The organism is Limnobaculum xujianqingii, from assembly GCF_013394855.1.
Taxonomy (GTDB): Bacteria; Pseudomonadota; Gammaproteobacteria; order Enterobacterales; family Enterobacteriaceae; genus Limnobaculum; species Limnobaculum xujianqingii.
In genome coordinates this window covers 651,650-674,150 of sequence record NZ_JABMLK010000002.1, presented here as the reverse complement: position 1 = coordinate 674,150, position 22,501 = coordinate 651,650, and the positions used below count along the sequence as shown (strand labels likewise).

The window sequence follows — 22,501 nt, the reverse complement described above, 5'->3', positions numbered from 1 at the left end:
GCTTATTTTATAGTTTAGCCGCAACCCAACTTTCAACCGTTGCCAGCGCAGCGGGTAATGCAGACACGTCTGTACCGCCCGCCTGGGCCATATCAGGACGACCACCGCCTTTACCACCCACTAACTGAGCAACAGGGCTAATCAGATCGCCTGCTTTTACTCTATCAACCAGATCTTTGGTAACACCAGCAATCAAACTGACTTTATCATCATGTACTGTTGCCAATACAATAATGCCTGAGCCCAGTTGATTCTTAATATCATCAACCATGGTACGCAACATTTTTGGTTCTACGTTTTGCAGGTTGCTAACCAGTAGCTTAACCCCTTTCACGTCAACCGCTTTGCTGACCAGCGATGAGCTCTCCTGAGCTGCCAGTTGGTCTTTCAACTGTTGAAGCTCTTTCTCAACGCCTTTGGCGTGTTCCAGTAAGCTCTTCACTTTTTCGATCAGACTGTTGCTGTCACCTTTAACCAATGATGCCACTTCACTCAGCACATCACTTTGCTGATGCATAGAAACAATAGCGTTTTCACCGGTAACCGCTTCAATACGGCGCACGCCGGCTGCAATACCTGATTCAGAAGTAATACGGAACAGACCAATATTACCGGTGGCTTCAGTATGAGTACCACCACACAATTCGGTTGAGAAGTCACCCATGGAAAGTACGCGAACTTTATCATCGTACTTCTCACCAAATAACGCCATAGCGCCTTTAGCCCGGGCATCTTCCAAATCCATAATATTAGTTTCTACCTGCAAATTACGGCGAATTTGCTGATTAACTAAATCTTCAACGGCACGAATCTGCTCTGGCTTCATTGCTTCAGGGTGAGAGAAGTCAAAACGCAGATAGTTGTCATTAACCAGAGAACCTTTCTGAGCAACGTGCTCACCTAAAATCTGGCGTAATGCAGCATGCAACAAGTGAGTTGCTGAGTGGTTAAGACGAATGCGTCCGCGACGTACGCTATCCACTACGGCATCAACGCTGTCACCTACTTTCAGTTCACCCTGAGCCAAACGACCAACATGGCCAATTGCCTGACCATATTTTTGGGTATCCAGCACATCAAAGGTGCTATTCGCTGATTTCAGCATACCCTGATCGCCAACCTGACCACCAGATTCGCCATAGAACGGTGTACTGTCGAGCACCACTACCGCTTCCTGACCGCTCTTAATTTCTTTAACTTCATTACCGGCAACAAACAGTGCGATAACTTTTGATGATTGCTCCAGACGCTCATAGCCACTAAAGCAGGTTTCACCGTCAACACGAATTAACTTACTGTAGTCAGCGCTAAAACCGCTGGATTCACGAGCACGACGGCGCTGTTCTTCCATCGCTTTTTCAAAACCGACTTCATCAACTTTAATATTACGTTCACGGCAAACGTCAGCCGTTAAATCCAGTGGGAAGCCAAAGGTGTCGTATAGACGGAATGCGGTTTCACCTGCCAGTGTATCCCCGGTCAGCTTACTCAGCTCTTCATCCAGTAGCGTCAAACCACGCTCCAGAGTGCGGGCAAACTGCTCTTCTTCCGTTTTCAGCGTTTGTTCAACCATAGACTGCTGACGACGCAGTTCATCAGCAGCATTACCCATGACGCTAATTAATGGAGTCACTAACTTATAGAAGAAGGTTTCTGTAGCGCCCAGCATATGCCCATGACGTACAGCACGGCGGATAATACGGCGTAATACATAGCCTCTACCTTCATTCGATGGCACTACGCCGTCGGAAATCAGGAAAGCACAAGAACGAATATGGTCAGCAATAACCCGTAAAGACTTGCTGGTTAAATCAGTGGCTTTAGTTTCTTTAGCCGCGGCCTCAATCAGAGTACGAAACAGATCGATATCGTAGTTAGAATTAACATGTTGTAAAACAGCAGCAATACGTTCTAAGCCCATGCCGGTATCAACCGAAGGCTTCGGTAGTGGCTGCATGGTACCGTCGGTTTGACGGTTGAACTGCATAAATACGATATTCCAGATCTCAATATAGCGGTCGCCATCTTCTTCTGGTGAACCCGGAGGTCCACCCCAGATGTGATCGCCATGATCAAAGAAGATCTCAGTACATGGACCACAAGGGCCAGTATCGCCCATCTGCCAGAAGTTATCTGACGCGTAAGCTGCACCTTTGTTATCGCCAATACGGATAATTCTTTCACGAGGAATGCCGATCTCTTTTTCCCAGATTTCGTAAGCTTCATCGTCCGTTGCGTACACGGTTACCCACAGTTTCTCTTTTGGCAGGTTAAACCATTGAGCGCCGGTAAGTAGCTCCCAGGCAAAATTGATAGCGTCGTGCTTAAAGTAGTCACCAAAGCTGAAGTTGCCCAGCATTTCAAAGAAGGTGTGGTGGCGAGCGGTATAACCTACGTTTTCTAAGTCATTATGTTTACCACCGGCGCGCACACAGCGCTGAGAAGTCGTTGCCCGAGTGTAGGCACGCTTGTCCAGTCCAAGGAATACGTCCTTAAACTGGTTCATTCCTGCGTTGGTAAACAGGAGTGTTGGATCGTTATGTGGCACTAAAGAGCTGCTGTCGACAACCTGGTGCCCTTTACTATTAAAGAAATCGAGAAACGCTTGACGGATCTCAGCGGTGCTCTTGCTCATATAATTTCCAATATCTGGCTAAAATGAAGGCGATACGTAAGTTAAGCACGAAAAAAGGAAGTAAACGGCCTGTTTTACGAATTAAAAGTAGCCATAAGATAAAATTTCTTTGATGGGAAGTAAATCAGCAGAGGATTTATTATTCAGAATCGCTGAAAACTGATTGAATTTCGTCCTGAGCAAATCCACGATAGGCCAGATAACGCTGCATTTTTGAGCGTCCTTTCCAGTCGGTTGGAATATCGTCACCAAAACGTTGAGTGGCGACTTTTTTAGCCTTCTCATACCAGTCAATTTCACACTCTTGCATGGCTCGGGAAATATCGTCCCGATCGATGCCCTTTTGCTGTAGCTCCGATTGAATGCGCTGGCGACCATAGCCTTTATGGCTGCGGCTGAGAATAAATTTACGAGAGTATTCCGCATCATTAAGCCAGTTGTACTGATGGCAATATTCAATGGCTTGATCGATGGGTTCTTTTTCTGCGGTACGATCAAAAGGAGAGTGCGCCGCAAGCTTACGGCGCATCTCTTGTTCACTATAATCACGCTGGGCTAATAACCGCATGGCTCGTGGTAATAGTGATTTCATAGCTAATCAACTCTATAGCTTAAACTTACGGCTGAGATTAAAACTCTTCGCCTTCTGGCAGTTCAGCATCATCTTCAGCATCTGCGCCTGCTGGTACAAACGGGTTAGCAGTCAGCAATAAATCACGCAGGCGTTTTTCCAGGTCGTTAGAAATCGCCGGGTTTTCCTGCAGGAATTTCATTGAATTTGCTTTACCCTGACCAATTTTGTCACCGTTATAGGCATACCATGCGCCAGATTTATCAACCAGCTTATGTTTAACGCCTAAATCGATCAGCTCGCTCTCTTTAGAGATACCGCTGCCGTACAGAATTTGGAAATCTGCCTGACGGAATGGTGCAGAAATTTTATTTTTCACCACTTTAACGCGCGTTTCGTTACCTACGACTTCTTCACCATCTTTAATTGCACCTACACGGCGAATATCCAGACGAACAGAAGAGTAGAATTTCAACGCGTTACCACCGGTGGTGGTTTCAGGGTTACCAAACATAACGCCAATTTTCATACGAATCTGGTTAATGAAGATCACCAGACATTTAGCATTCTTAATATTACCGGTTAACTTACGAAGTGCCTGAGACATTAAACGAGCCTGCAGACCAACGTGAGAATCACCCATTTCGCCTTCGATTTCAGCTTTTGGTGTTAACGCAGCAACGGAGTCAATGATGATAACGTCAACAGCACCTGAACGAACTAACGCGTCACAAATCTCCAACGCTTGCTCACCGGTGTCTGGTTGAGATATCAGTAAATCATCAACCTGCACACCCAGTTTGGCGGCATAAATAGGGTCCAGAGCATGTTCAGCATCGATAAAGGCACAGGTTTTGCCTTCTCTTTGCGCCTGAGCAATAACAGACAGGGTTAGTGTAGTTTTACCGGAAGATTCTGGCCCGAAGATTTCAACAACGCGGCCCATTGGTAAACCACCAATGCCCAGTGCAACATCCAGGCTCAGGGAGCCGGTGGAAACAGACTCAACATCAAGAGATTGAGTGTCACCCAAACGCATGATAGAACCCTTACCAAACTGCTTTTCAATCTGTCCTAATGCGGCGGCAAGCGCTCTTTGTTTGTTGTCATCCATTATGCGGCTCCGTGGTTATCAAATGTGGTCATAAAGTAATACGAGACTTTATCTCTAAAGCGATGAAATGATTATACTGTATAATCATACAGTATCAAGTCAGTTTTAAATAAATTTTTCCAGTACCACCGTCAGGGCATATTCTACCGCCTGTTGACGGACCTGGTGGCGGTTGCCATTAAAGCGCCTTTTGCGGGCAATCACCAGCCCCTCCCGATTCGCCCAGCCAAACCAAACGGTACCAACGGGCTTTTCAGCACTGCCACCGTCGGGTCCGGCAATACCGCTAACCGAAATAGCGATATCGGCACCAGCCGCCTTTAGCGCACCGGTTGCCATTTCTCTCACCGTTTGTTCACTAACGGCTCCCCATTGGGATAGCGTCTGTTGATTAACTCCCAGTAACTGCTGTTTAGCCAGATTACTGTAAGTGACAAAACCGCGGTCGAAATAGGCTGAACTCCCTGCTATCTCAGTAAAATAAGCCGCAATCAAACCTCCGGTGCAAGACTCAGCGCAAGTGATCCACTGGCCTGTAGCTGCAAGGTGTTGGCCTATCCGCTGACTCAACTCACATGTTCTGGTGTTCAAGATGGATCCTCTCCTGCGCTAATTACCTTAATATGGGCTATTCGCAACAAAGCCTGAGAACAGAGGTCTCAGGCTTTGTTTGCCCTACAGAAGATTACCATATCTGAACTGCTGGCAGGGAATCAAACCTGCCGGTATTAATATGCGAAACCTCTTCCAGTTTTTAATCTATTGAATCGTTGTCGATTTTAATTCAGTTAATAAATTCTTTCTGCTGCATTAAATTTGACAGGCCGCTGCTTGCGTTGTGCTGCGGTTATCCAGAAAACCTGATAAGCGTGTCATTGCCAGAGCCAATATTACGATGAGTCCGCCAATCCATGGGGTATCCATTAATCCCATGTCTGCCACTACATGTCCACCCAACCAGGCACCAATAGCAATACCGATATTAAAAGCGGCAATATTCAGACCAGATGCCACATCAACTGCATCCGGAGTGTATTTCTTCGCCAGTTGAACAACATAGACTTGTAATCCGGGAACATTACCAAAAGCAAAGGCTCCCCAAACAAATACCGTTAATAGCGCACCAATCTGACTGTTTGCAGTAAAGGTAAAGACAAACAGTACTAATGCCAGAGCAGCAAAAATGATATTCAGTGCGCGAACAGGCCCCATACTATCCGCCAGTTTACCGCCCCAAATATTCCCAATGGTGACAGAGACACCATAGACCAGCATGATCCCGGCAACTGAACCCGCCTGAAAACCAGACACTTGCTGTAAAATAGGCGCTAAAAAAGTGAAGGCAATAAAGGTACCGCCATAACCTACTGCGGTAATACCATAAACCAATAACAGACGTGGCTGAGTTAACACCTTAAGCTGGGCAGACAGTTTTGCCGGAGCAGCCTGTTTCAAATCGGCAGGGATCAGAACAGCACTCCCCAACAGGGCAATAATACCCAGAACAGAGACCACCAGGAAAGTTGCCCGCCAGCCAAAATGTTGACCAATCCAGGTACCTAAAGGAACCCCGGTAACCAGTGCAACGGTTAATCCGGTAAACATCAGAGCGATAGCACTGGCCTCTTTATCTTTGGCAACCAGTCCGGTAGCAATGGTAGAACCAATAGAGAAGAAAACGCCATGCGCTAATCCGGTAAGAATACGTGCGGCAATTAAGGTTTCATAACCGGGGGAATTCCATGCCAGCAGATTACCGGCAATAAACAGCCCCATCAGAGCCAACAATACTTTTTTGCGCTTCCAGCGTCCGGTCAGTGCAGTTAATACCGGAGCACCAACGGCAACCCCTAACGCATACAGGCTGACCAAAAGCCCCGCAGATGGTAGTGATACCTGTAAATCACCGGCGATGGTTGGAATCAGACCAACAATAACAAATTCTGTAGTACCAATAGCAAATGCACTCAGGGTCAGCGCCCATAAGGCAAGCGGCATTTTTGACATGGAAAAAGTTCCTCAGATTGACTTGACTGACGCCATTGTGCTGATAGATTCTTTTTCAATAAACATCACTAAAAGCAAAAGATTTTATCAATTATGACAATAATCACTCATTCTGACGATTTGACTATCCTGATTGCGGTTGCTGACTCCGGTGGTTTTTCTGCCGCAGCAGAACAATTAGATATTCAGGTTGCTAAAGTCTCCCGCGCTGTTGCCAGAGTGGAAAAACAGTTAAATACCACCCTGTTTTCCCGCACAACCCGACGGGTAGAATTAACGGAAGAAGGAAGCCTGTTTATTGAAAAGGTCAGAGTGGGATTAGAGAAATTGTCCGAAGCCGAAGAGTGGCTGAAGATTCGCCATGAAAAACCGTCCGGACGCTTACGTATTGACTCCGCCAGCCCCTTTATTCTTCACCAGATAACACCGCATATTAAGGATTTTTCGCAACGTTATCCGCTCATTGATATTGAGCTGAGTGCCAGCGATGGCATCATTAACTTGCTGGAAAAACGCACCGATCTGGCTATTCGCATTGGTAAACTGGAAGATTCCACCCTGCATGCCCGCGTTTTAGGCCATTCAAAACTCTGGCTGGTAGCCAGCCCTGAATATTTACAGTTATCCGGTGTTCCCGAAACGCCCCAGCAGTTGCTGTCTCATCACTTGTTGGGATTTATCCCCCCTTCCGCTTTAAACAATTGGTCGGTAGGTAGCGGGATTAATATCACACCAGATATTGCCGTCAGCAATGGCGAAGTATTACGTCAGCTCTGTCTGGAAGGTAATGGCATTGCCTGTTTATCTAACTTTATGGTTCAACGGGATATTGAAAAAGGAGACCTGGTGGTGATTTTAGCAGAGCAAATGCAAAGCCCGCACCCTAGGGAAGTGGTGCAGGCGGTCTATTATCGCAATACCGCTCTTTCCAGTCGCATAAAGCTATTTATCGACTTTATTGAACAGCGCTTAACCCTTTAGTCTTTTGTCACAATAGTGATATCAGGAAAACCTAAATGGTGCATAAACTCTCGTAATATCAGCAAACGCGCGGCAAAGCTATATCTCTCCAGGAATACCTTCTGAAGCAGCAGGTCTGCCCAGCATCACCGCGGCCAGACGATCGAAAGTGCGCTCCATGGTGTCCAGAGACATAGTGAGCTCAGGTTGTTCTGCCAGACCCGCGATTAATGCAATATCCCGAATAGATAAATCGTTAGTACAGAGCTGTGCCCCTTCGGGTATAGCTGCTCGAATACGGATCACTTCATCTTCGACCGCCATAATGGCATTTTCCATTTCATCCGGAGTAGGTGGTTGATGATGAAAGTAATCTGCGGCGGTTTTATCACTACCAATATTTAATATCTGAAGCGGTATCAACCGATCTTTGACGCCAGAAAACACCAACGTCTTTTGGCTACCAATATGTAACAGGGTTAATGGCGCATCACTTTGCAAACGTGCCTGTAGAGTCACATAGTGTTGATGAATCTCTGATTCAGATAATTGATGTTTTTCCGGGGTATTTTCCGTTGGTAAGTTGTGCATTGCCACCTCTTCACTGACCGTCAGCCATAGGTTGATGATACAACAAAATCAGTGCGTTAATCTGTTGGTCTGCAACAAATCATTTAAGATGAGAATGTTCAGATAAAAAAAGTGCGCCCATGTCTGGCGCACACCCCAATCAGGGAAACAGTCGAAAAAGGCGCTTACCCTTTCGTCCTAATACTACCAATGAAGCTTTTTCTCACCATGTTGGAACATAAGGATTCGATGTCGTAAAAATACAGGCCTGTAACGATGGTTGCAGGCCATACACAACAGTTAATTACCACCAGGCTTCAAACTGAACGCCGAAGGTAACTTCATCATCATTACCACGGCTGTAGCTGATGCTTTTGGTATCTTTATAGGCATTACCACTGTTGTCATAACCCCACTTCTCATCCCAGTTGGCATAAGTTGCAAATACACGAATAGCCGGGCGAGACCAGATACTGCTTCCCGCCTGCCATTGCTGGGCAAGTGTCACTTTATATTGGCTGTTACGTTCACTGGTGCGCTGTGACTTGACGTTATCGTAGCCTACTTCCAGCAGTGAACTCATGGTTGGCGTCCACTTATACATTGGACGAACCCCTACGGTGTACCAGGTTGAACCGGTTTGATTATCCAGATCGGTATCCTGATACATGGCAACATACATCATGTCCCAGTCGTTACCCATTTGAATGGCACCATGATCAAGAATACGCACCATACTGCCGTCATTATTTACGCTGGCACCTTCTGCATGCCCTTTGTTGACCGTATTGGTATTAGAGGAAGTCATTGCGTCAGTGGCATACTGAACCACAAACTTATTGAAGCCGCCAAACATGCTTTGCGTATGTTCCGCAGTAAACATCATGCCGTCTTTCGAAGCATTGTTATCCAGTGAATAGCCATCACGAGCGTTGGCCCGACCATAGTCGAAACCCAGCTCCAGAGTGCCATTACTGTTAGTCTCCAGACCGGCCAGACGCACATCGAACACATCATTAGCGGTAGGGATTTCATCTTTCTCGCCCATAATCCAGGCCTGAGAGCCACCTGATTCGGTGTTTCGACTGGCCGCCAGTGACAACTTACCAAAGCCCAGATCGATATTTTCCAAACCAGCGCCAGGACCAGAAATATCCCAATAGTAAAAGTCGATCATGTGCACATCATGGCGCTGATAGAATCGTTTTCCCGCCCACAGCGTTGAACCAGGTAGCCATTCGATCAAATTCTTACCTTTGACGTTAGCCTCTACGAATGCCGGTGAGGTGGTTTCCCAATCGTTAGACTGATCGATGGAATAGGCTACGTTAGTATCAAAGTAGAAACTTTTGTCGCCCTCTGTCCACAGTTCTTGCCCCAGTTTAAGTTCTGCATAGGTTTCACATTCGTTACCCAAACGATATTTGCTTTGAGCTCCTGTCGCTTTAAAGCACTGCTGCTCGCCACCGCTGCCTGTCCAGCCAATACCAGAACGGGCATAGCCATGAAAATCTACCGCCAGTGCCTGAGTAGTAAACAACCCCGCGGCGATGGTCAGTGAAAGAGGTAACCGGTTAAATCCTGCCATTGTCTGTTCTCCTTGTATCGCCACTCAAACGGCAGCGCATAGTTATTTCGGGTTCATTACATCCATCACCAGCGATGGCAGAACCTTCTTTGTTGGTATAACGTCACTTCGGCGACAAAATCAGACAGGATATTTCCGCAATAAATAAACCCGACCTATACGATGAAACGAGCTCACCCCACACACATTAATCATTAATATGCGTTAGTATTGATCAATTTAAATATTACTCAGGTGATATCAGCAGATTTATATTTCCAGAATAGACGCCATCCTTATAAATTTACTTGAGTAAATAAATATTAATTAGCTATTTATTTAGTGGGAAATATAAATAGCTCGAATAGATAAGTTTTATTTACGGCAGAGGCTAGCATAAAACTTTTAAAGCTGTCACTCGCATTATTCACATGTAATATTTTATTTATTTGTAACTTGTCACATGGGTAAAACAGGGTGTTTTAAATAACGTTTAAAATGAAAATACCTTTGTTATTTAACATATTTTTATTTATTTGATTTCACCATATAAAATAAATATCGCTTATTTAGCCTGATAATCAATTTCCGATCTTGTGAATCACCTCACAAGATATAGATAGGTCGATAAAATTAATACGCCCATTTCATTTATTGATAATCAAAAAGCAACGCCATCAGCCATTGACCAAACCATTACTGGCTTAGAGTTAATTACATAAAATCATTGATTATAGTCCGTACTTATTCGCTATATTTCTGATGGTTATGTGATGTTCAGGTATGTTATCAAAGCTAAAATCTGCTATTGTGTTTATGGCTTATAACGCACTTAATACACGGGTTTATCTATGTTTACACACACCGCAATAGCAAATCTTAATGGCCTGGAACTCATCGTTTATAACTATACCATTAAGAATAAAGATAAAGTGATGTACATGACTATCCGTGAACTGGCTGATGCGGCGGAAGTTTCCACCACCACGGTACTACGCTTTTGCAAAAAGATGGGGTGCGATGGTTATTCGGAGTTTCGTATTCGCTTTAAACTCTATCTTGAGCAAGAAGTTCATCAACCGGTTAATTTTGGCGTCAGTGAAATCCTCAGTTTTTTTAAAAGTATCAACAATGAAGAGTTTGATGAGCTGATTAATCAAGCAGTTATTCAAATTATCAATGCGGAACGCATTGTGTTTGTTGGTGCCGGAACCTCTGGTTCATTAGGCAAGTACGGTGCCCGTTTCTTTTCTAACGTGGGTAAGTTCAGTAACTATATTGACGATCCCTACTATCCTATTAGTAGCGATATGTTTAAAAATGCCATTGCTATCATTCTTTCTGTTTCGGGAGAAACACCGGAAATACTGCGTCTGGCAAGTCAATTTAGTTTGCATCATTGCAAAATAATTAGTATCACCAATAGCGAAACCTCTTCTTTAGCCAGAATGGCTGACTTTAATCTTTCTTATCATATGCCCCAAACTTTAATATCCGGTGAATATAATATTACTACTCAGGTTCCGGTTATTTATATGCTGGAAGCAATTGGAAATCATTTAGCCAAAACCTATCTTAAAAAATAAAACAGCTTGTTTTATCTGTGTAACAAATTACTTTTTTAGCAAATTGTTATATCGTGACATTCTATTTCTTTTTGCTAGGCTTCAGGAAACAGAATAATAAATCCTCATATAATCTGGCGAAACACGAGAGTGTATCAAAGGTTATTCGTACCTGATGGCAGGAGAATATATAATGGCAATTGATTATGCCCAATCGGCAAAGGAAATTGTAAAGTTAATTGGTGGCGATGAGAACGTGATTAATCTCACACATTGCGCAACTCGTTTACGGTTTATTTTAAAGGATTTTTCTAAGGTAAATAAAACAACGTTAAGTCGGGTAAAAGGCGTTATTACCGTTCTTGAATCCAGTGGTCAGTTACAGGTGGTTATCGGTAACCATGTTGGTGATGCTTATCAGGAAGTCATGAAGCTGATTCACATAGATGAAAAAGCCAGCGCTACCGGAGGGCCAAAGGTTGGGATAGTTAGCCGACTGATGGATATTATCTCCAGTATCTTTGTACCCTTTATCTATCCATTAGCCGCCTGTGGGATATTACAGGGGATTATCTCCTTCCTGAGCGCTATTGAAGTGATGGATCCGGCCAGCGGTACTTACCGCATACTCAACTTCGTTTCCTGGACCGGTTTTACCTTCCTGCCAGTAATGGTGGCCTTTACCGCAGCAAAAAAATTCAACGTCAATCCATTTACCGCCGTGATTTCTGCCTGTGCGCTGGTATGTCCCGATTATATGAATATGCTGACGGCCAATAAAATCGCCACGCTGAACTCAGCCGATCCTGCCATTCATAAGCTAATGCAGGAAGCGCTGAGCAATCCCGAAATGGCAACCGTATTGACCCAGTTAGCCGGTATCCCGGTTACTGCGCCAAATCTGGACTTTTTTGGCATTCCGGTGCAGTACCTGAGCTATACCGCCGCGGTTATTCCCATCATTCTGATGGTCTGGGCGATGTCATACGTTCAGCGCTTCTTTGAGCGCTTGCTGCCGCTGGTTATCCGTAACCTGTTCACGCCGATGTTCTGTATTGCCATTATGGTTCCGCTAACGCTGTTGGTGTTTGGCCCAATTGGTAACGCTATCGGTGGTGGTATTGGTAACGTCTATAACTACCTTTATCACCTTAATCCTTCTATTGCCGGTTTTGTGGTTGGAGCCATGTGGATGCCGCTGGTTACGCTTGGCGTACACTGGGGGATTACACCGGTTACCGTAGGTAACTACGCCACATTGGGTTATGACACTTTCACCGGTCTGCAAGCCTCTCCGGTATTTGCGATGGCTGGCGCGGTACTGGGTGTTTATCTGAAATCCAGAAATAGCGAAATGAAGCGAGTCGCCCTTTCTGCCGGAATTACTGGCCTGTTTGGTATCACTGAACCAGCTATCTACGGCGTGGCTTTGCGATTGAAGCGCCCGATGCTGTGCGGCTGTCTGGCTGGGGCCATCGGTGGTGCTATTGCAGGCTGGTTTAATGCCGTCTCCTGGAGTTACTGTCTGCCGGGCATTGCGGTTTTACCGGTGTTTTTTAAGACTGGTCATATGCCTCAGTTCCTCGGTTTCTTATTATCCATTACCGTTGCCTTTGTACTCGGAGCAGTATTTACCTGGCTGGCAGGATTTAAAGAGGACGATGAAGTTCAGGATCGGTCAGAAGATGATAGTTCTCAACTGCTGGCTGCCGGTGAAAGTGCGCCAATCACCAGTCCGCTAAAAGGAACCGCCATTGAGCTTTCCGAGGTGAAAGATGAAGCTTTCTCCAGCGGCCTGTTGGGTCAGGGGGTAGCCATTGTTCCACAAGAAGGCAAAGTTTATGCGCCGTTCAGCGGGCGGGTAGAAACCGTTCTCCCCTCTCAGCACGCTATTGGTCTACGCTCAGAGTCAGGTATCGACTTATTAATTCATGTGGGATTCGATACGGTAAAACTGGCAGGAAAAGGCTTCAACGCGCTGGTAGCTGAAGGTGATGAAGTAGAACAAGGTCAGTTGCTGATTGAATTTGATATGGCTTATCTGGCCTCACAGAATATCGATGCGACGACAGTGATTGTGGTAACCAACTCGGAAGAGTTCTCGATGATTAACCCACAACATCATGATGTGAATAGCGGTGATGAACTGATTACGGTTACCAGATAGTAAGGACTAAGAGAGATGCAAAATATGAAACAACATCAATTACCCAAAGATTTTTTATGGGGAGGCGCCGTTGCAGCCCACCAGGTTGAAGGTGGCTGGGATCAGGGCGGTAAAGGGATCAGCATCGCTGACGTTCTGACCGGCGGACGACATGGCGTAGACCGGGTCATTACTGACGGCATCATTGATGGCTATCTCTACCCTAACCATCAGGCGGTGGATTTCTATTCCCACTATAAGCAAGACATTGCACTGTTTGCCGAGATGGGCTTTAAATGTTTTCGCACCTCTATCGCCTGGTCACGCATCTTCCCTAAAGGTGATGAGTTACAGCCAAACGAAGCTGGCCTGCAGTTTTACGACGACATGTTTGATGAGCTGTTGAAATACAATATTCAGCCGGTGATTACCCTGTCGCACTTTGAGATGCCCTGGCATCTGGTTACCGAATATGGCGGCTGGAAAAACCGTAAAGTCGTTGATTTGTTTATTCACTACAGTGAAGTGGTGATGCGTCGTTATCAGCACAAAGTGAAGTACTGGATGACCTTTAACGAAATTAACAATCAGCGTAACTATAAAATACCGCTGTTTGGTTACTGTTGCTCAGGTGTAATTTTCAATCAGGAAGACAATCCTGAGCAGGCGATGTATCAGGTGCTACATCACCAGTTCGTCGCCAGCGCAGCAGTGGTCAAGTTAGGCCATGCCATTAATCCTGAATTCCAGATTGGCTGTATGATTGCTTGCGTTCCGTTATATCCATATTCCTGTAATCCGGACGATGTTATGTATGCTCAGGAAGCCATGCATGAGCGTTTTCTGTTCAGTGATGTGCATATGCGCGGCTATTACCCAAGCTATATATTACGTGAATGGGAGCGTAAGGGTTTTCATATTGCAATGGAACCACAGGATGCACAGATACTGCGTGATGGTTGTGCTGACTACATTGGCCTGAGCTATTACATGAGCAATGCGGTACAGGCTAATGCCAAAGGCACCGGTAGCGCTCTGTCTGGCTTTGAGGGCAGTGTGCCGAATCCTTATGTTAAAACCTCTGAATGGGGATGGCAGATTGACCCGGTTGGTCTGCGCTATTCATTAAACATTCTGTATGAACGTTATCAAAAACCGCTGTTTATTGTGGAAAATGGTTTTGGTGCGATTGATAAGCCAGATGCCGACGGCAAGATTAACGACGATTATCGTATTGCTTATATGCAGGCCCACATTGAGCAGATGAAAAAAGCGATTACTTATGATGGCGTTGAAGTCATGGGATATACTCCGTGGGGCTGTATCGACTGTGTTTCCTTTACTACCGGGCAGTACAGCAAACGTTATGGTTTTATCTACGTTGATAAGCATGATGACGGCAGTGGAACCATGAAGCGTTCGAAGAAAGTCAGCTTTGACTGGTTCCGTAAGGTCATCGCCAGTAACGGCGAAACCCTGTAACCCATCGCTAAAATATATCGCTGGTTGGTGTGTATTCTTCACCAATCAGCGATATTTACTGTTCGCAGAAAGTTCGTTTCAACACCAAATTACTGTGCAGTGTAACCACCATCTACCAGAACCGAAGCACCGTTAACAAAAGTGGCTTTATCACCAGCCAAAAACATCACTACGTTCGCCACTTCTTCAGGACGACCAAGGCGGCCTTGTGGGTGCAATTTCACCAGCGCATCTTTTTGTTCAGAGGTTAATGCGCTCAGCAATGGCGTATCAATATAACCAGGACAAACCGCGTTGACCCGAATACCTTTACCGGCATAGTCCGCAGCCAGAGTTTCCGTTAGCAGTTTAACGCCACCTTTAGCGGCGGCGTAGGCGGTAACATGCTTTTTACCGACGAAGCTATGAATGGAACCACAGTTAACAATAACCCCTTGTTGCTTCTCCGCCAGCCAATGACGAATGGCTGTTTTATTGCTGAGAAATACCCCAGTTAAATTGATATCGATGGTTTTCTGCCAGTCATCAAGGCTTAGCATATCGATGGCGTTATCTCTGGCTATACCTGCGTTAGCAAACAGAATATCCAGACGTTTAAAATGACTTAAGGTTTGGTGAATCAGATTTTCCTGATCTTTTTCACTGGTCACATCGGTTTTAACAAACAGAATATCCAAACCTTCAGCCTTTAATGATTCCGCCACTTTCTGGCCGCTGTCGCTGATATCAGCGATCACAACAGACGCACCTCGTTTAGCGAATGCCTTAACGGTTTCAAGACCAATCCCGCTGCTACCCCCGGTGACGATGGCGACTTTCCCCTGAAAACTCATACTGACCTCCCCTGTAACTGTTTTATTAACGTTATTTTGTCCTGTTAATTGATACGCCTTTGGCGGGGAGGATGTTTCACATAAAGAGGGATTTGATTACAATTTATTCACAATATAGAAACATTGCGGTGGGGAAACGGGTGTTTTCATTCTAGTTTTATTGTGGTGGATGTTCCGGCCGTAAAAGCTATGAACGCCGATGGCCACCGTGCCCGGCCGGAAGACAATTTGTACTTAACTACCGAGCGCGTTGGGCCTGGCCGGGTTAGGGGCGCTTCGTTGGCTTGCGCCAAGTCGACCCCAACACCCGTCCCTCCCAACGATTAGCTATTTTAACGTTGCCACCAATCGAAATTTGGCTCATATAGTTATAAATTTTGTTACTCAAACAGCAAAAATATTTAAAGCCTGCAATATAAATTACAGGCTTTAAATATTGCGATATCAAACGGAGGGAGAGATTTCCGTTGGGGTCGACTTGGCGTAAGCCAACGAAGTGCCCCTAGGGAATCTAGGCCCGACGCCCACAGATGCTAAGTACTGATGGTCTTCCGGCCGAGCAATATGGCGATATTAGTTTATTGCTATTACGGCCGGAATATCCACCGATACTAATTTGTTAGCCGTAGAGGAGCACAACCGCGTTCCCCTACGCCCAACAATAAATAATTACCTGGCTCGTTTAACCGCTTCACCTAACTGCCATACCGCCATCGCATAGTGGGTACTATGGTTATAGCGAGTGATGGTGTAGAAGTTGGGTAAACCGTACCAGTATTCATAGTTGGTGCCCATATCAAAACGTAGCAGACTGGCTTCCTGATAGCCGCCAAGAGAGCGTTGTGGTCTTAGTCCTGCGGCAGCTAGCGTGGAAAGCGGATACACAGTGTTAAAACCGTGCTTCAGTGAAGGGGCTTCACCTACGCCAGGTACAGCAATCAATGCATTTCTCTTCCAGCCATGTGCCTGGAAATAATGGGCTACGCTACCAATAGCGTCTTCCGGATCCCACAGATTGACATGACCGTTGCCATTAAAATCTACCGCATAGTCCTTAAATGAAGATGGCATAAATTGACCATATCCCATAGCGCCAGCATAAGAACCACGTAAAGAGAGTGGATCGTTACCTTCTTTACGCGCCATTAGCAGGAAAGTTTCCAGCTCGCCGGTAAAATACTCAGAGCGACGCGGATAGTCGAAAGACAGGGTTGCCAGCGCATCAATGATGCGAGTTTTACCCATCACACGACCCCTGCGGGTCTCTACCCCGATAATACCAACGATGATTTCTGGTGGAACACCATATTGCTGCCACGCGCGTTGCAGCGCACCTTCATATTGATTCCAGAAAACAACGCCGTTTTGTACGTTGTCCGGCGTAATGAACTTACTACGATAGCGAATCCATGAGCCGTTTGGTCCTGATGGTTTACCGGTGCTTACCGTAGTAGACGGTGCCTGTTTGTCCATCAATTTGATGACGTAATCCAGTCGTTTGGTCTGGCCTAAGACGCTTTGTAGTTGCTGACGGTCAAAATCGTGTACCTGCACCATCTTGTCAATAAAACGAGATGTAGCCGGATTATAGGCAAAATCGCCGTCGGCCAAATGGTTAGCATGTTCAGCTTCAAGCTGAAAACCGCCCCTTACGGTATATACACTTGGAAGCTGTGTTGTTCCGGGTACCGGTGCAATAACAGGAGAGGTAGACTTAGGCTTGCTGCTACAGGCAGAAAGCAACAAAACTAAAGGTAAAAGAGCAGCCAAATAACGCATCAAATATCCATATGACCAGACAGAAAAAGAATGGCGACTATGGTAAGGCATTATCTGCCGTGAACAAACAGGAATATGCCAGACCTGTTGCACAGCCTTGAATCAACTGGTGATAAAACAGTCAGGAATCGCTGGGTTTATTAGCACTAACGGATATAATCGCCAAAGAGTTTTAAATTTTATGGGGTAAGAGATGAGATTACAGGGAACGTTGCGCTATTGTCTGCTCGTCAGCTCATTGCTGTTAACCGGCTGTCACAGTCTGCTCAATCTCTATTATTCCGATACCCTTCCCCGTAAAGATGGTCAGGTTACGCTGGCAGGTTTACATGAGCCGGTCAGCGTACGCTATAACAAGATGGGCGTTCCGTTGATTAAGGGCCAGAACCTGGATGATGTTTATCTGGTGTGGGGCTATATCCATGCATCTGAACGTATTAACCATATGGTTTTAATGCGTCTGACGGCGGAAGGACGATTATCCGAATACCTGGGAGAAAGCGCCCTTAGTATTGATAGTTTTATGCGCAAAATGCGCTTTCGTCAGGCCGCCGATAAGCTTTACCAGCAAACTAATGCCCAAAACCGCCACTATCTGCAAGCCTATGCTCAGGGCGTAAACCTGTGGTTGGATACCCATCAGGATAGTTTACCGATGGACTTAGCCGCCGCTGATTATCAGGTCCCTGCATGGCAAGCCACCGATGCGATTCTCATTTTGTCTCTGGCTAACTTTGGTCTGGCAGGCAACCTGCATGAAGAGATTGATAGCCTGATAGTTGCCCAACAGCTGGGCACCGAGCGACTGCCCTGGTTGTTTCCTGTTTATCCTGATGAACCCATTCCCCACAGTGAAGCAAAAAAACTGCAGGGACTTAATTTGCAGCCATTACAGCAGGAAGCCGACCAGTTAAAACTGGTTAGCCGTTCGCTGGAAAGTATTCATCTTCACGATATTATGGCTTCCAATAATTGGGCGATAACAGCCGATCTGACGCAAAATGGCGGAACTCTGCTGGCAAATGATACCCATTTGCCCATCGGGTTGCCTTCCCTGTGGAGCATGATCCAAATCGAAACCCCTGAATGGCAAATGGCAGGAGCCGCTATTCCGGGAATTCCGGCAATTGTTTTGGGAGCCACCCCAAATCTCGCCTGGGGCTATACCATGGTGATGGCAGACAATCAGGATCTGTTTTTGGAACAGATGCGCCCTGCTGGTAAGGGTTTTGAATACCTGTATCAGGGAAAATGGCTACCGGTAAAACAAACGCAGGAAGTCTTCCATGTTAAAGGGCTACCTGATGTGACCGAAAACATGTATGAAACTCAGCACGGTATTTTGCTTAATGAGTCGTTAAAAAGCCGTAGCTATCTGTTACAGCCGCTGGAGGTGGAATCCCGTTATGGCATCGCGCTGAGTACTCTTTCGCCGACAAATGACGATAACAGTATTAATGCACTGATGGCGATTCCCTACCAACGGCAAGTGCCTCAGGCAATGGCATTAGCTAATCAGATTAAAGTGATCTCGGTGAATATGCTGCTGGCAGATAAGCAGCAAATTGGCTGGCAGTTAACCGGCAGCTATCCATTGCGCAAAAATGGTCTGGGTTTGTTCCCTTCGCCGGGCTGGGATGGCAAATATGACTGGCAAGGCAGCGCACCAACTAAAAGCTATCCATCAGCACTGAAAAATAAACAGAGTTGGTTAGCCAGCGCCAATAACCGTATCGTTGAGAAAGGTTATCCGGTTAATTTTTCTCAAACCTGGGCCCATCCGGAACGTTTCGAGCGCATATCGACGATGCTGAATGCGACCGCCCGGCATAACCTCACTACCATGAAGCAAATGCAATATGACCAGTTAGATCCCATGGTCGCCAAACTGCAGGCTTATCTGAGCAACCCTGCACTCAGCGTAGCCATCGCCCGTCTGCCAGAACCAGAACAGCAGCAGGCGAAACTGGCCCAATCCCGACTGATGGATTTCGACGGTCAGCTACATGCCAATAGCCCGGCAGCAGCACTGTATAATCTGTTTTTATCAGCGTTCAGCCACCAGCTGTTTGCCGATGAGTTTACCGGTCATCCACAGGCCTGGCATGCTTTTGTTGAAAGCTCAAAATCCTATTCGGCTCAGGCTGACCATTTACTATGGCAGGATGACAATAAAGCGAATGCCAGCCCGTTCTGGCAAAAAGCAGATCCGGCCCGCAGTGGTAAAGCGGCGATTGTAGCCCATGCTTTGGCTATTGCCATGCAAGACGGAGAGCAACAACTTGGCAGCGACTATTCCCGCTGGCAGTGGGGGCAGCTACATCGCTATAAGTGGAACAGCCTTTCATCTCAAATCGCGGCCTACTTACCGGAAGAGCAGCAAAAAATGATTGGTCGTCTCGATGGCTATCTGAACCGGGGCCCTTACCCTGCCGGGGGCAATATTAATACTATCAATATTGCCAGTTACACCATGGGACAAGATTTTAATACCCTGCTGATCCCTGCCATGCGTTTGATTGTAGATTTCAGCCAGCCCGATCCGGTTTGGGTAATGAATAACGCGGGTCAGTCAGCTAATCCGGCCAGCCCACACTATGCTGATAATATTGATAACTGGCTAAAGGGGGAGTATCAAAACCTGCCTTTCAGTCAGGAGGGTCAACAGCGCCTGTACAGTGCCAAAACGGTCAATTTTGTGCCGGGACAAACCTCATTATCGGTGCCTGAAGCTCCATGACATTAACGGCGTTGTTTCAGCGGTTTACTCCTATTGAGCAAAGTGTTTCTCACCAGCTTGATATGCTGCGTGGTTTCAGCACTGCTATGGTACTGTTTTGTCATGCCTATTTATTGTTTCTCTATCCGGTGTGGCCGGCCATTATGCTACCGGCCTATCTGTTTGCTCATGCCTGGGTGATGTCACTGTTTGCCCTGAGTGGTTTCCTGATATGTAAGTCTGCCTGCTATAACATTCAGCAAAATAATCAGTTCAGTATCAGGCGCTATGCTTTTTCCCGCTTAAACCGCATTGTTCCCCCTTTTTATTTTGGTTGTGGGGCGCTGCTATTAATCTATCTGATTTCTCCCTGGTTTTTTGCCTCCGGCAGTCGTGAACTGGCGGTCATCAGCGATACTATGAGTCAGGCTAAAATGATGCTGGATGCCAAAAGCTTTACCGGCGTGTTGCTGTTTGTGAATGGCTTTTTAACTGAGACACCGGCCAGCAACTTCTCCTTCTGGTCGCTGCCATTTGAAGTTTGGTTTTATGTTTTATTTGGCCTGATGCTTTGGCCGCAAAACAGGATAGCGATCTTTGCTGCCATCCTGTTACTGCTGGCATTAAGCCTGCTGAATTATGCTTTTCTGCTGTATAGCCTGATCTGGTGTGGCGGAGCCATCGCAGCACTGTTACATAACCACCAATTTCAGCTTAAGGGCCGGGTTTTAATCGCTATATTTTCGCTGATAACCTTAGTGTTACTTCTGTTGGCTGCTATTGGGTTATTTATGTTACCGGCCGATGTAGATAAACCAAAATTGCTATTGGCGCTGTACGGTACCCTGTGCGGCCTGGGTTTTGGCTTACTGTTCTATTTGATGAGTTTTCAACGTATACGTATTCGCCTTCCGGGCTATCGGTTGGCGAGAAGTTCATACACAATTTATATTCTGCATTTCCCTTTGCTACTGTTTATCTATGGCATTGTTCAACCCTATATTTATCAAAACTCCTTTCTATTGCTGACTACTACGTTGTTTATCTCCTGTGGCGTTATGCTGGTGGGGCTTGTGATTGGTCGATATATCGAGAAGCTAAAACCTTTCCCTCAACGGTCATGTTGATTAAAGCTAAATGAGAAAAAGTTGCCCGGCAGATTTGTCTGTATCATTGGAAAATAGCAATCAGAGATAAGCACAATTAGTATCAGAACGTTAAAGTAACGCCCCGTATCCGGAAAAACAGAGATAAAAATAACCCGTCCGGAAGAGAAGGAGCCGATATTTTATGCCGCAATTATTTCGTTTTTTTACCCGCCATAGCACCACGCTATTCTTTCCCATGGCGCTGATTCTGTATGATTTTACCGCCTACCTGAGTACCGATATGATTCAACCCGGTATCATTCATGTAGTACGGAATTTCAACGCTAATGTTAACTTAGCTCCAGCTTCGGTTAGTCTGTATATGGCGGGCGGTATGGCCTTGCAGTGGTTATTAGGTCCACTATCCGATCGTATTGGCCGTCGGCCGGTACTGATAACGGGTGCGCTTATTTTTACTCTCGCCTGTTTTGCTACCCTGTTTGCTACGTCAATGGAGCAATATTTACTGGCACGCTTTATTCAGGGCACCAGTATCTGCTTTATAGCAACCGTTGGTTATGTGACCGTTCAGGAGGCCTTTGGTCAGACAAAAGCCATTAAACTGATGGCGATTATTACCTCTATTGTATTAATCGCACCGATCATCGGCCCGTTAGTGGGTGCCGCCCTGATGCAGTTCACTCACTGGAAAGTGCTATTTGGCATGCTTGCTGTTATGGGACTGATAGCTTGGTTGGGATTGCTGTTCAGTATGCCGGAAACCATCAAAAAAACTGACCAGCCGTTTAGTGCAACTGCCGTGGTTAATGATTTCAAAAATGTCTTTCGCAATCGTATTTTTCTTACCGGCGTAACGACTATCTCATTAAGCTATATCCCAATGATGAGCTGGGTAGCGGTCTCTCCGGTGATTCTGATAGATGACGGAGGTCTCACTCCATCAGAGTTTGCCTGGATGCAAGTACCGGTATTTGGCGCAGTTATTCTGGCAAATATTGTCGTGGCTAAATTTGTCAAAGACCCCAGTTCACCCGCATTTATCTGGCGCGCGATTCCCTTTCAGCTGGCAGGACTTATCACCCTTATCGCCGGTAATTTGCTGATGCCACATGTCTGGCTATGGTCTATTCTCGGTACCAGCCTGTATGCATTTGGTGTTGGACTTATTTTCCCAACGCTTTTTCGCCTGACCCTCTTCTCTAACGATCTTCCCAAAGGTACGGTTTCCGCATCGCTGAATATTGTAGTGCTCAGTACCTGTGCCGCTTGTATTGAAGTGGCCCGCTGGCTCTATTTTAATCTGGGTGGAAGAATCCCCTTTCATTTGCTGGCGCTTATCTCAGGGTTTCTGGTGGTGTGGTGTCTGGCGAAACTACTAAAGCGTATTCAGGATCGCGACCGCATGCTCGCCGTTAATATCGAAAATAGCTAAACCCAACACCAA

At 46.0% G+C, this 22,501-nt stretch carries 15 protein-coding genes and 1 pseudogene; 7 read left to right on the top strand and 9 right to left on the bottom strand.

Annotated features, from left to right (window positions below; all coding sequences use genetic code 11):
- Nucleotides 1-7 precede the first annotated feature (7 nt).
- From alaS to GOL65_RS16910, 5 genes are all read right to left on the bottom strand, one after another.
- Nucleotides 8-2,635, bottom strand: coding sequence for an alanine--tRNA ligase (gene alaS, locus GOL65_RS16930; RefSeq protein WP_140918285.1), 2,628 nt, complete (start codon nt 2,633-2,635; stop codon nt 8-10).
- A 139-nt stretch (nt 2,636-2,774) separates the two neighbouring features.
- Complete coding sequence (locus tag GOL65_RS16925) at nt 2,775-3,227, bottom strand: regulatory protein RecX (protein ID WP_179038465.1); 453 nt, start codon at nt 3,225-3,227, stop codon at nt 2,775-2,777.
- A 37-nt stretch (nt 3,228-3,264) separates the two neighbouring features.
- Entirely contained in the window at nt 3,265-4,320 is a 1,056-nt protein-coding gene (gene recA, locus GOL65_RS16920) for a recombinase RecA (RefSeq protein ID WP_140918287.1), read from the bottom strand.
- 105 nt (nt 4,321-4,425) lie between these two features.
- Entirely contained in the window at nt 4,426-4,914 is a 489-nt protein-coding gene (pncC, locus tag GOL65_RS16915; RefSeq protein WP_140918288.1) for a nicotinamide-nucleotide amidase, read from the bottom strand.
- Between the two features lie 216 nt (nt 4,915-5,130).
- A complete protein-coding gene (locus GOL65_RS16910; RefSeq protein ID WP_140918430.1) occupies nt 5,131-6,318 on the bottom strand; it encodes an MFS transporter in 1,188 nt (395 codons plus the stop codon).
- Nucleotides 6,319-6,420: 102 nt separating this feature from the next.
- Here GOL65_RS16910 and GOL65_RS16905 point away from each other — a divergent pair, with 102 nt between their 5' ends.
- Nucleotides 6,421-7,308 carry a LysR family transcriptional regulator gene (locus GOL65_RS16905; RefSeq protein ID WP_228723145.1) on the top strand — a complete coding sequence of 296 codons (888 nt, stop codon included), beginning with the start codon at nt 6,421-6,423 and terminating at the stop codon, nt 7,306-7,308.
- On the opposite strand, the pseudogene GOL65_RS16900 reads toward GOL65_RS16905, so the two are convergent.
- Nucleotides 7,305-7,878: pseudogene (locus tag GOL65_RS16900) on the bottom strand (hypothetical protein). The gene GOL65_RS16905 and the pseudogene GOL65_RS16900 overlap by 4 nt on opposite strands.
- 283 nt (nt 7,879-8,161) lie before the next feature.
- The gene (locus GOL65_RS16895; protein ID WP_140918289.1) at nt 8,162-9,445 is read right to left on the bottom strand and encodes a maltoporin; all 1,284 of its coding nucleotides are present in this window, start codon (nt 9,443-9,445) and stop codon (nt 8,162-8,164) included.
- A gap of 830 nt (nt 9,446-10,275) precedes the next feature.
- On the opposite strand from GOL65_RS16895, the gene GOL65_RS16890 reads away from it, so the two are divergent.
- The 3 genes from GOL65_RS16890 (at nt 10,276) to GOL65_RS16880 (ending at nt 14,617) form a co-directional block, all read left to right on the top strand.
- Nucleotides 10,276-11,010 carry a MurR/RpiR family transcriptional regulator gene (locus GOL65_RS16890; RefSeq protein ID WP_140918290.1) on the top strand — a complete coding sequence of 245 codons (735 nt, stop codon included), beginning with the start codon at nt 10,276-10,278 and terminating at the stop codon, nt 11,008-11,010.
- Nucleotides 11,011-11,182: 172 nt separating this feature from the next.
- A complete protein-coding gene (locus GOL65_RS16885) occupies nt 11,183-13,156 on the top strand; it encodes a beta-glucoside-specific PTS transporter subunit IIABC (RefSeq protein WP_140918291.1) in 1,974 nt (657 codons plus the stop codon).
- A gap of 24 nt (nt 13,157-13,180) precedes the next feature.
- A complete protein-coding gene (locus tag GOL65_RS16880) occupies nt 13,181-14,617 on the top strand; it encodes a 6-phospho-beta-glucosidase (RefSeq protein WP_140918432.1) in 1,437 nt (478 codons plus the stop codon).
- A gap of 89 nt (nt 14,618-14,706) precedes the next feature.
- Here GOL65_RS16880 and GOL65_RS16875 read toward each other — a convergent pair whose 3' ends face one another.
- The gene (locus GOL65_RS16875; protein WP_140918292.1) at nt 14,707-15,450 is read right to left on the bottom strand and encodes an SDR family NAD(P)-dependent oxidoreductase; all 744 of its coding nucleotides are present in this window, start codon (nt 15,448-15,450) and stop codon (nt 14,707-14,709) included.
- Between the two features lie 669 nt (nt 15,451-16,119).
- Entirely contained in the window at nt 16,120-17,229 is a 1,110-nt protein-coding gene (mltB, locus tag GOL65_RS16870) for a lytic murein transglycosylase B (protein WP_140918293.1), read from the bottom strand.
- A gap of 193 nt (nt 17,230-17,422) precedes the next feature.
- Here mltB and GOL65_RS16865 point away from each other — a divergent pair, with 193 nt between their 5' ends.
- The 3 genes from GOL65_RS16865 to mdtM all read left to right on the top strand — a co-directional run bounded on the left by GOL65_RS16865 (nt 17,423) and on the right by mdtM (nt 22,489).
- On the top strand, nt 17,423-19,969 hold the full coding sequence (locus tag GOL65_RS16865) for a penicillin acylase family protein (protein WP_140918294.1): 2,547 nt from the start codon (nt 17,423-17,425) through the stop codon (nt 19,967-19,969).
- Nucleotides 19,966-21,075, top strand: a complete 1,110-nt coding sequence (locus tag GOL65_RS16860; protein WP_140918295.1) for an acyltransferase family protein — start codon at nt 19,966-19,968, stop codon at nt 21,073-21,075. The genes GOL65_RS16865 and GOL65_RS16860 overlap by 4 nt, the downstream gene beginning before the upstream one ends.
- Before the next feature lie 163 nt (nt 21,076-21,238).
- The gene (gene mdtM / locus GOL65_RS16855; protein WP_140918296.1) at nt 21,239-22,489 is read left to right on the top strand and encodes a multidrug efflux MFS transporter MdtM; all 1,251 of its coding nucleotides are present in this window, start codon (nt 21,239-21,241) and stop codon (nt 22,487-22,489) included.
- Nucleotides 22,490-22,501 lie beyond the last annotated feature (12 nt).